Source organism: Brevundimonas sp. (genome assembly GCF_046295595.1).
Taxonomy (GTDB): Bacteria; Pseudomonadota; Alphaproteobacteria; order Caulobacterales; family Caulobacteraceae; genus Brevundimonas.
Map to the genome: position 1 here is coordinate 181,654 of NZ_JBKBMX010000005.1, position 9,796 is coordinate 191,449.

General features: G+C 69.4%; 10 protein-coding genes and 1 pseudogene. 5 read left to right on the forward strand and 6 right to left on the reverse strand.

The genetic code is table 11. The annotated features are described in order from the left end of the window. Positions 1-29: 29 nt before the first annotated feature. From ACK4JY_RS05625 to ACK4JY_RS05650, 6 genes are all read right to left on the reverse strand, one after another. Entirely contained in the window at positions 30-1,013 is a 984-nt protein-coding gene (locus ACK4JY_RS05625; protein WP_409603644.1) for a glycerophosphodiester phosphodiesterase family protein, read from the reverse strand. A gap of 217 nt (positions 1,014-1,230) precedes the next feature. Next, complete coding sequence (locus tag ACK4JY_RS05630) at positions 1,231-2,034, reverse strand: inositol monophosphatase family protein (protein ID WP_409603646.1); 804 nt, start codon at positions 2,032-2,034, stop codon at positions 1,231-1,233. Positions 2,035-2,202: 168 nt separating this feature from the next. Then, complete coding sequence (gene efp, locus ACK4JY_RS05635; protein WP_409603648.1) at positions 2,203-2,769, reverse strand: elongation factor P; 567 nt, start codon at positions 2,767-2,769, stop codon at positions 2,203-2,205. A 101-nt stretch (positions 2,770-2,870) separates the two neighbouring features. Continuing rightward, the gene (locus ACK4JY_RS05640; protein WP_409603650.1) at positions 2,871-3,401 is read right to left on the reverse strand and encodes a TspO protein; all 531 of its coding nucleotides are present in this window, start codon (positions 3,399-3,401) and stop codon (positions 2,871-2,873) included. Positions 3,402-3,447: 46 nt separating this feature from the next. Next, positions 3,448-3,948 carry a bacterioferritin gene (gene bfr / locus ACK4JY_RS05645; protein WP_409603652.1) on the reverse strand — a complete coding sequence of 167 codons (501 nt, stop codon included), beginning with the start codon at positions 3,946-3,948 and terminating at the stop codon, positions 3,448-3,450. Positions 3,949-4,107: 159 nt separating this feature from the next. Continuing rightward, the gene (locus tag ACK4JY_RS05650; protein WP_409603654.1) at positions 4,108-4,293 is read right to left on the reverse strand and encodes a bacterioferritin-associated ferredoxin; all 186 of its coding nucleotides are present in this window, start codon (positions 4,291-4,293) and stop codon (positions 4,108-4,110) included. Between the two features lie 130 nt (positions 4,294-4,423). On the opposite strand from ACK4JY_RS05650, the gene thiE reads away from it, so the two are divergent. The 5 genes and pseudogenes from thiE to ACK4JY_RS05675 form a co-directional block, all read left to right on the forward strand. After that, positions 4,424-5,083 (forward strand): thiamine phosphate synthase, encoded by a 660-nt coding sequence (thiE, locus tag ACK4JY_RS05655; RefSeq protein WP_409603656.1) that lies wholly within the window; start codon positions 4,424-4,426, stop codon positions 5,081-5,083. Between the two features lie 70 nt (positions 5,084-5,153). After that, positions 5,154-6,848: an ATP-binding protein gene (locus ACK4JY_RS05660; protein WP_409603658.1), complete on the forward strand. Its 1,695-nt coding sequence runs from the start codon at positions 5,154-5,156 to the stop codon at positions 6,846-6,848. Positions 6,849-6,956: 108 nt separating this feature from the next. Further along, positions 6,957-8,351 carry a cytochrome ubiquinol oxidase subunit I gene (locus ACK4JY_RS05665; RefSeq protein ID WP_409603660.1) on the forward strand — a complete coding sequence of 465 codons (1,395 nt, stop codon included), beginning with the start codon at positions 6,957-6,959 and terminating at the stop codon, positions 8,349-8,351. Further along, positions 8,348-9,373 carry a cytochrome d ubiquinol oxidase subunit II gene (cydB, locus tag ACK4JY_RS05670; RefSeq protein ID WP_409603662.1) on the forward strand — a complete coding sequence of 342 codons (1,026 nt, stop codon included), beginning with the start codon at positions 8,348-8,350 and terminating at the stop codon, positions 9,371-9,373. The genes ACK4JY_RS05665 and cydB overlap by 4 nt, the downstream gene beginning before the upstream one ends. A 159-nt stretch (positions 9,374-9,532) precedes the next feature. Further along, positions 9,533-9,796: pseudogene (locus ACK4JY_RS05675) on the forward strand (hypothetical protein); the annotation flags it as partial.

The following is a 9,796-nucleotide window of genomic DNA, read 5'->3' on the forward strand; positions in this document are numbered from 1 at the left end:
CATCGGCCTTCGCCGATGGAGAGGTGATGCTACCGCAGCCCCGGCTGGTCCATAAACGCCGCATCCAGTCCGTACCCGGCGAACCGCGCCAGCCGCTCGCGCAACCGACCGTGCCCGGCCGGATCATCCCCGACCCGGTCCCCCTCCGGCAGGAAGGCGTTCTCCGCCCGGAAGGTCCACCCCGCCACCTTCAGCCCCGCCCGATGAGCATCCGCGATCAGCCCCGTCGGCGTCCCCGGCTCGGGCTCGATCAGCGCCGTATCCGCCCCGATCCAGCCGGCATAGGCCGCCACCCCGGCCAGCCCCTCCGCCGTCGCCATCGCCGCATAGGTCAGCGCCGGCCGGTCAGCCGGCCCGCCCTCGCGCGCCATCAGCTGCAGCAGCGGCGTATCGATCCGCAGCGCCAGCCGCTCCAACGCCCCGACCTCGAAACACTGCACCAGCACCGGCGCATCCGCCCCCGTCAGCCCGCGCCGCTCCAGCACCGCCACAAGCGCGTCCTCCATCGCCAGACCCAGCCCCGCGAAATGCGTCGGATGCTTCAGCTCCGGCGCCACCCCCACGCCCGCCGTCGACGCGATATCCAGCACCTCGTCGAAGGTCAGGATCCCCTCCCGCCCGTCGAACGCCGCGCTGCCCGGCCGCAGCGCCGGCAGCCGTTCGCGCGCCCGCAGCGTCTTCAGCTCGGCCAGGGTGAAGTCCTCGGTGAACCAGCCGGTCACCGCCACGCCGTCCACGGTCCGCGTGGCGCGCCGGTCCGCGAACTCCGGCTGATCCGCCACATCGGTGGTCCCGCCGATATCGTTCTCGTGCCGCACCACCAGCACCCCGTCGCGGCTCATCACCAGATCGGGCTCGATGAAATCCGCGCCCTGCTCGATGGCCAGCACATAGGCCGCGCGCGTGTGCTCGGGCCGCTCGCCCGAGGCGCCGCGGTGGGCGAAGATCAGCGGTTCGGCGAAGGCGGGGGCCGCCGTCAGAAGCGTCATGGCCAGCAGGATGATCCGGAACATGGCTCCGGGGTAGGGGGGCAAGGTGACAGGCTGATGATCTTCCTTCCCCCCTTGCGGGGGAAGGTGGCGCGCGGAGCGCGACGGATGGGGGGTGAAACACCCCTCCGTCCAGTTGGCGGCTTCCGCGCCGCTTCGCCCAACCGCCGGGCGCAGCTGAACCAGCACCCCCATCCGACCGGCTCCGCCGGCCACCTTCCCCCGTGAAGGGGGAAGGAAATCAGCCTCTGAGCACTTTGCGCAGCTGCGGGTGCAGATCGCTGTTCGAAGCCAGGATCTGGCCGCCCGTCATCGGGTTTCCGTCCTCGTCGATGGTCGTCACCACCCCGCCCGCTTCGGTGACGAACAGGATGCCCGCCGCCACGTCCCACGGCTGTAGATTGCGCTCGTAATAGGCGTCGTACCGTCCGGCCGCGACCCAGGCGAAGTCCAGCGCCGCCGAACCTAGGCGGCGGATGCCGGCCACGCGCTGGCCGATGGCGTGGATGTCCTTGATCGCCTGCGCATGCCCCATCTTGCCGATGAACGGCAGGCCGGTGGCGACCAGGCTCTCCGACAGGTCCTTGCGCCCCGCCACGCGGATGCGCTGATCGTTCAGATAGCAGCCCTTGCCCTTTTCGGCCCAGAACAGCTCGTTCATGACGGGGTTGTAGGTGACGCCCGCGACGATCTCGGAATGGCCGTCCGGCGCGGTCCGCTGCAGCCCCACCGTGATGGCGAAATGCGGCATGGCGTGCATGAAGTTGGTGGTGCCGTCGATCGGATCGACGATCCAGGTGTGCGACTTGTCGGTCCCCTCGACCATGCCGCGCTCCTCGCCGAGGAAGCCGTAGCCCGGCCGCGCCTTCATCAGCAGTTCGTACAGGGTGTCCTCGGCGCGGACGTCGGCGGCGGTGACGAAGTCGCCCGGACCCTTGCGCGACACCTGAAGCTGGGCGACCTCGCCGAAGTCGCGCAGCATCGGCCGGGCGGTCTTGCGAACCGCGTCCAGCATCACGGAAACGAGGGCGGAGGCGAGGGCCATGGGGGAATCTCCTGGTCCGCAGCTCCTGAAAAGGCGTGTCGCCCGGAGGTGCGGAGAAGTTCAACGGCCCCGAACGGGGCCGAGTGGTTAGTGATTAGTGGTTAGTGATTGCAGGTCGGGCGCCGCCGATGACGCGGCCAACCACTAATCACTAACCACTAATCACTGCTATTCCGCGCGGCGGACGTATTCGCCGGTGGTGGTGTCCACGACGATCTTCTCGCCGACGCCCATATAGGGCGGGATCATGATGCGCACGCCGTTGTTGGCGATGGCCGGCTTGTAGGACGACGAGGCGGTCTGCCCCTTCACCGTCGGCTCGGTCTCGACCACTTCCAGATTGACGTGGTCGGGCAGGGTCAGGCCGATCGGACGCTCTTCGTGCATCTCGATGACCACCTTCATGCCCTCCTGCAGATAGGGGATGCGGTCCTCGCCGACCCAGTCCTTCTGCAGTTCGATCTGCTCGAAGGTGGCGTCGTCCATGAACACCAGGCTGTCGCCGCCGTCGTACAGATAGGAGAAATCCTTCTGCTCCAGCGTGACGCGCTCGACCTTGTCTTCCGACCGGAAGCGCTCGTTCAGCTTGTTGCCGGTCTCGAGGTTCTTGGCCTCGACGTTGGCGAAGGCGCCGCCCTTGCCCGGCTTGACGTGGCTGGCCTTGGTGACGACCCACAGGCCGCCGTTCACCTGCAGGACCATGCCGGGCTTGATGTTGTTGCCGTTGATTTTCATCGCTGTCTCGGAAGGGGTGGGCGCAAGCCTCGCACGGCGCGCGAACGGCCGCAGTCCCTAGAGGAAGCCGCGCCTCCCGGCAAGGCGCGGCCTGTCGGCCCTCAGTGCACCGTCGCCTGGTCCTCGACCTTGTTGGCCAGACGCGTGCGGCCGCCGATCGGCGAGGCCAGCTGGCCGGCCCGCAGGTCGATCTTGCGCGCCTCGTGGGCGAAGGCGGCCGCCATGCCCGCCGACGACATGGCCGCGGCGATCTGCAGCCCCCGGCCGGCTGGCCGCAGGGCGATCCACACCGCGTTCAGCGCCTGGGCCCCGGCCCACAGGCCCATGGCGACGGTGCGCTCGCGCGCGTGCGGCGCATTCCACACCCGCACCGCCGACAGGGTGGTGACGGAAAACACCGCCGGCAGGATCAGACTCAGCGGCCCGCGCGGCCGCTCCGTCACCGGCGCATGGCCGTCGCCCGGCCGGTCGCGCGTCGGCGCCAGGGTCCGCGTCGCGAAAATCGTCGCCGCCAGGGCGAAGCCTACGGTCAGGGCGACCCCCACTATCACATGGCGCGGATCGCGCCCGTCGGCGTTGAGAAAGTCCGTCGCGACGTCGCGCGCGTCTTCGAGGGCGTTGTCGATACTCATGCCGGGGCTCCCTTGCAGCGTGGGAGCGGAATGGGCGGGCCGGGGGTCAGTTCCCCGTGGCCGACCGGTCCGGCGCGATCTCGGTCATCGCCGACTGCAGATAGTTCTGCTCGCCCAGTTGTTCGATCAGCTTGAACTGGGCCTCGAGGAAGTCGATGTGCTCCTCGGTGTCGGCGAGGATTTCGGTCAGGATCTGGCGGCTGATGAAGTCCTTCGCGGCCTCGCACTGGGCGATGCCGGCGATCACCGTGTCGCGCCCGCCCAGCTCCAGCTGCAGGTCGGCGCCGAAGCATTCGACCACGCTCTCGCCGATCTTCAGCTTGTGCAGGTCCTGCAGGTTCGGCAGGCCGTCGAGGAACAGCACCCGCTTGATCAGCTTGTCGGCGTGTTTCATCTCGCCGATCGATTCGTCGTAGATGACCTGGCCGAGATGTTTCAGGCCCCAGCTTTCGAACATTCGGGCGTGCAGGAAATACTGGTTGACCGCCGTCAGCTCGTTGGTCAGCACCGCATTGAGGGTGCGGATGATCGCGGGATCGCCCTTCATGGTCGTCTCTTTCGTTCACGGGACGTCCGTCGTCGTGACGGCCTGATCAACCCGCGCCTGTCCCCGGCAATTAACACGAAAACAGCCGTTGTGTTCACCTGCGAACACTTCTCACCACATTGAAAATGCGAATGAATCTCCCGTGGGAGATTGGCCGGCCTATTCGGCGGCGAGGGCGAACGACTGGCGCGTGTCGTCGATCATCTGGCGCATCTCGCAGACGCAGCGAGCGCACTGCGGACGGCACTGGTGGCGGTCGAACACGTCCTTGGGACGGCAGGCGCCCGCCTCAATGGCGAGGGCCACGTCACGCTGGCGAAGGCCGTTGCAGTTGCAGACGTACAAGGGAGCGAACCCATGAGATTGCGAATGGTTCGCTATACCAGTCCGTTCACGGCGAATGCAAGTCGTTCGCACTCCGGTCTTGTACGTAGGCGGGATTGACGCCCGGCCCGCGCCGCCGCACTTGCTCCGCATGGCCAGAGAACCCGTCGTCCCCCCGCGCCCGCCCTGCCGGCTGTATTTGATCACCCCGCCGGTCATCCCCGACCTGGCCGCCTTCGCGGGCCAGCTTGAGGCCGCCCTCGCCGCCGGCGACGTCGCCGCCCTGCAGATCCGGCTGAAACCGGCTGACGACGCCATGATCCTCGCCGCCGTCGAGGCTCTGGCCCCCGTCGCCCGCGCCCACGGCGTCGCCGTGATCCTCAACGACCGGCCCGATCTCGCCGCCCGTTCCGGCTGCGATGGCGTCCATCTGGGCCAGTCCGACGCCGCCGTGGCCGAGGCCCGGCGCGTAATGGGGCCGGACGCGATGATCGGCGTCACCTGCCACGACAGCCGCGAACTGGCCATGGACGCGGCCGAGGCCGGGGCCGACTACGTCGCCTTCGGGGCCTTCTTCCCGACCACCACCAAGGAAACCCTGCACCGGCCCGATCCCGAAATCCTGTCGATCTGGCAGGAGACGGTCGAGATCCCGTGCGTCGCCATTGGCGGCATAACCCCGGCCACGGCCGGCGATCTGGCCCGCGCCGGAGCCGACTTCGTCGCCGTCAGCGCGGCGGTCTGGAGCGCGCCGGCCGGGCCCGCCGCGGCGGTCCCGGCCTTCAACGAGGCGCTGGCGAAAACCGCCTGACCTTCAGGGGATATTAGGAAGCGGCGGGCTAGGTAAACGCGTCGCAAACTCCGTCTCCCCCGGAACCCCCATGATCATGAGCCGCGCGCTCGACCCCTCCCAACCGGTTGCGGCGCCTCCGGCCGCCGCCCGGTCGCGCGGAGATGCGATCGCCGTCAACAGCGCCGTGGCCTTCTTCCGTGAGCCGCTGGCGCCGATCTTCACCGCCATGACCGTGCTGGTGCTGGTGGTGCTGGGCATCGAGTTCGCCCGCACCGCCGGCCTCGTCGCCGCCCTCTGGGGCGCGGGCGGGGTGGCCGTCGCGGTCTGGCTCAGAAGCGCGCGCGGTCCGTCCTACGACCTGTGTTTCGCCGGCCTGCTGGCCACCGGCATCGCCGCCGGCGAGCTGCTGGCCGGCAATTCCTACGCCCTCAGCGCCCTGTTCACCGCCGTCAACATGCTCGAGATCGGCACGGCCGTCCTGCTGGCGCGGCGGTTCGCCCCGACGCTCAATCTCGCCACCGTCGACGGCGCCTGCCGCTTCCTGCTCAGCGCCGCGGTCATCGCTCCGATCCCCGCCGCGGCCATCGCCGCCGGAGCCCTGCAGCTGATCGACGGCTCCAGCGTCCTGCACACCTTCCAGACCTGGTGGTTCGGCCACGCGCTCGGCATCGCCGTGATCAGCTCCTTCGGCCTCTCGCTGACCCGACGCCATCTGATCGCCGTGCGCCATCCGCTGCGCGCCGCAGAGGCGGCCATCCTGCTTGGTCTGCTGGTCGCGGTCTGCATCGGCGTCTTCGTCCAGTCCAGGGTCCAGGTCGCCTTTGTCGTCATTCCGGTGCTGATCCTGTTCGCGGTGCGGTTCCGCGTGCTGGGCGTCGCCACCGCCCTGGTCATCGTCACCCTGACCGCCGTCGGCGGCGCCATGATGGGCCGGGGCCCCTTCCTCTCCGCCGGGCCAAACCTCGCCGATCAGGCCCTGCTGGCCCAGTTGATGGTGCTGTTCGGCTGTATGCCGATCCTCCTCGTCGCCTCCCTGCTGGAAGAGCGCGACCGCCTGTCCGACCGCGCCAAGGCCGGCCAGGTCCGCGCCGAACGGGCCTCCGAGGCCAAGTCCCGCCTGCTCGCCAACGTCGCGCATGAGATCAAGAGCCCGGTCGGGGGCGTCATCGGCATCGGCGAGCTGTGGAAGACCGGCCAGCTGGGTCCGGTCACCGAGACCCAGGCCGAGATGGCCGAGATGCTGGTCAAGACCGCGCGCCAGGTCGAGGCGCTGTCCCACGACCTGCTCGACATGGCCCGCGCCGAGTCCGGGGCGGTCAAGGTCGAGCTGCGTCCGACCGACATCCCCGGCGTGCTCGAGGACGTGCGCCGCGCCACCCTGCTGCGCCCCGAGGCCGAGGGTCTGCGCCTGCACGTCGTCAGCGAGGGCGACGGCCTGATCGCCCTGGCCGATTCCCAGCGCCTGACCCAGGTGATCTGCAACCTGGCCTCGAACGCGGTCAAATACGGCGGCTCCGGCGGCCTGGTCGTCTTCCGCGCCAGCAAGGTCTACGACGGCGTCCGCATCGAGGTCATCGACCGCGGCCCCGGCCTGTCCCCCGAGAAGCAGGCCCAGCTGTTCGAACCCTTCAACCGCTTGGGCCTCGAGCGCTCGACGGTCGAGGGCCACGGCATCGGCCTGGCCTTGGCCAAGCGGCTGGTCGAACTGCAGGGCGGCACGATCGGGGTGGTTTCCACACCCGGCGAAGGCGCCGCCTTCTGGGTGGAACTTCCCGCCGCCTGACCTCTTCCCCGATTGCGGCGTTCCGCCGCGCGACGGAAGGCGCATGGACGAAGCGTCGCCGTGGGTGTAAGGCCCTACTTGTCTTAGGGTTATTTACAGGGGGCTGCCGTGGAGTTCGACGCGCTGTTGCTGTCGCGAATGCAGTTCGCCTTCACCATCGCCTTCCACATCCTGTTCCCGGCCTTCACCATCGGCCTTGCCGCCTTCCTCGCCGTGCTGGAAGGCCTCTGGCTGTTCACGAAGCGCGAGGCCTTCAAGACGCTCTATCTGTTCTGGGTGAAGGTCTTCGCCATCAGCTTCGGCATGGGCGTCGTTTCCGGCATCGTGCTCAGCTACCAGTTCGGCACCAACTGGTCCGAGTTCATCCGTCTGACCGGCGGCGTCATCGGCCCGCTGCTGGCCTATGAGGTGCTGACCGCCTTCTTCCTCGAGGCCTCCTTCCTCGGCGTCATGCTGTTCGGCTGGAAGAAGGTCGGCCCGCGCCTGCATTTCCTCGCCACCGTTCTGGTCGCCGTCGGCACCAGCATCTCGGCCTTCTGGATCCTCTCGGCCAACAGCTGGATGCAGACGCCCCAAGGCTTCGAAATCCTCCCCGACGGCCGCTTCATCGCCACTAGCTTCATGGAGGTGATCTTCAACCCCAGCTTCCCGTCCCGCCTCGTGCACATGCTGATGGCCGCCTTCCTGACCACCTCGCTGGTGGTCGGCGCCGCCTCGGCCTGGCAGCTGCTGCGCAACCCGCAACAGCGCGAGAGCCGCATCGCCCTGACCATGGCCGTCGGCCTGCTGGCCGTGGTCGCGCCCCTGCAACTGCTGGCCGGCCACTGGTCCGGCGAGGTGGCGAAAGAGCATCAGCCGCAGAAGCTGGCCGCCATCGAGGCCTATTGGGAAACGAAAGCCGACCACCCGCTGGTCCTGTTCGCCATCCCCGACCGCGCCACCCAGTCCAACCATTTCGAGATCGCCATCCCGGGCGCCGGGATCATCGTCGCCCCGCCCGGCGAGGTGGTGACCGGTCTTGACGCCGTCCCTCCCGAGGACCAGCCGCCGGTCTTCCTCGTCTTCTGGGGCTTCCGCGTCATGGTCGGGCTGGGGTTGCTGATGATCGGCCTCGGCCTGTGGGGCGCATGGCTGGTGTGGCGCAAGCGGCTGACCGACAACCGCTGGTTCCTGCGTTTCGCCGTGGCCATGGGCCCGGCCGGCTTCGTCGCCGTCATCGCCGGCTGGATCGTCACCGAGGTCGGCCGCCAGCCATGGGTCGTCTATGGCGTGCTGCGCACCGCCGACGCCGTTTCACCGGTGACCGCCGGCTCGGTCCTGACGTCGCTGCTGATCTATATCACCGTCTACGCCGTCGTCTTCGTCGCCGGGGCCATCTACATTCTGCGCCTGCTCGCCGAAGGCCCGGAGATCGGCGAGGTCGAGCCCTCGCCCGAAGGCCTGCGCGCGCCCGGCACCCCGCTCGCCGCCGCGCCCGACGAAGTCCCCGGAGATCCGACATGAGCCTCGATCTTCCCTTCGTCTGGGCCGGGCTGATCGCCACCGCCGTCCTGCTCTATGTCCTGCTCGACGGCTTCGATCTCGGCGTCGGCATCCTGTTTCCGTTCTCGCGCTCGCAGCAGGATCGCGATGTGATGATGAACACCGTCGCCCCGGTCTGGGACGGCAACGAGACCTGGCTGGTGCTCGGCGGCGGCGGCCTGCTCGCGGCCTTCCCCCTGGCCTATTCGATCCTGATGCCGGCCTTCTACCTGCCGGTGGTGCTGATGCTGACCGGCCTGATCCTGCGCGGCGTCGCGTTCGAGTTCCGCTTCCGCGGCCTGCGCCGCGGCCGGCCGTTCTGGACCGCCATGTTCGCCGTCGGCTCGATCCTCGCCGCCTTCGCCCAGGGCCTGATCCTCGGCGGCTTCATCCAGGGGGTCGAGGTCGCCGGCGACCGCTTCGCCGGCGGCACCTGGGACTGGTTCACCCCCTACACCCTGCTGGTCGCGGTCGGTCTGGTGTGCGGCTACGCCCTGCTCGGCGCCGCCTGGCTGATGTGGAAGACCACCGACGCCCTCCACGGCGACGCCCGCCGCTGGGCGGTGATCGCCGGCGGCCTGACCGCCCTGTTCCTCCTCGTCGTCAGCGTCGCCACCCTGGTGGTGCACCCGCTCGTCGCCGAACGCTGGGGCTGGACCGGGGCAGGGCTGGACATCGCCCGCTTCCTGCCGCTCAGCGTCATTCCCCTGCTCGGCCTCGCCGGACTGGCGACGGTGGCCGTCGGCGTCGCCCGCGCCTCCCACGTCTGGCCCTTCCTCGGCGCCGTGCTGGTCTTCCTGTCCGGCTACGTCGGTCTCGCCGTCGGCTTCTTCCCCTATGTCGTTCCCTATGCGGTGGACTTCCGCGAGGGCGCGGCGCCGGACAATGCGCTGGGCCTGATGCTGGTCGGCACGGTGGCCATCCTGCCGCTGATCCTCGGCTACACCGCATGGGTCTATTGGGTGTTCCGCGGCAAGGTCACGCCGGAGGCCGGCTATCATTAAAATCGAACCCCCGCCCGAGCCGGGAGAGGCGTCCGGCCCGCTGTGGAAGCGGCTAGCCTGGTTCGCCGGTCTCGCCGTCGCCGCCTCGGCCGTGACCGCCGCCGTGGCCTATGCGCTCAGGGCCTTGCCGTTCATGGGCTGAGGCGCGACAGTCGGCCCATGATCACCGCCGCCTCCGCCGCCGCCGTCCTGCTCGCCACGGCCCCGCACGGCCAGACCGCGCCCCAGAGCGCGCCTCAGACCGCTCCGCAGACGCCGCCGTCGTCGGACGTCACCCGCAGCCTCAACAGCGGCCCGCCGCGCCCCGCGACCTATCTGGCCCCCGAGCCGGTGACGCCCGCGCCCGCGCCGGTCGCGGCTCCGGTCGCCACCCCCGCTCCCGCGCGCCCGGCGGCCACAACGCCGGCTCCGGCCGTGGCGCGG

Excerpts from the sequence above, each read along its gene's own strand:
- ACK4JY_RS05630 (WP_409603646.1), bottom strand. The coding sequence starts at position 2,034 with ATGGCCCTCGCCTCCGCCCTCGTTTCCGTGATGCTGGACGCGGTTCGC.
- ACK4JY_RS05660 (WP_409603658.1), top strand. The coding sequence starts at position 5,154 with ATGATCATGAGCCGCGCGCTCGACCCCTCCCAACCGGTTGCGGCGCCT.
- ACK4JY_RS05625 (WP_409603644.1), bottom strand. The coding sequence starts at position 1,013 with ATGTTCCGGATCATCCTGCTGGCCATGACGCTTCTGACGGCGGCCCCC.
- cydB (WP_409603662.1), top strand. The coding sequence starts at position 8,348 with ATGAGCCTCGATCTTCCCTTCGTCTGGGCCGGGCTGATCGCCACCGCC.
- ACK4JY_RS05640 (WP_409603650.1), bottom strand. The coding sequence starts at position 3,401 with ATGAGTATCGACAACGCCCTCGAAGACGCGCGCGACGTCGCGACGGAC.
- efp (WP_409603648.1), bottom strand. The coding sequence starts at position 2,769 with ATGAAAATCAACGGCAACAACATCAAGCCCGGCATGGTCCTGCAGGTG.
- bfr (WP_409603652.1), bottom strand. The coding sequence starts at position 3,948 with ATGAAGGGCGATCCCGCGATCATCCGCACCCTCAATGCGGTGCTGACC.
- thiE (WP_409603656.1), top strand. The coding sequence starts at position 4,424 with ATGGCCAGAGAACCCGTCGTCCCCCCGCGCCCGCCCTGCCGGCTGTAT.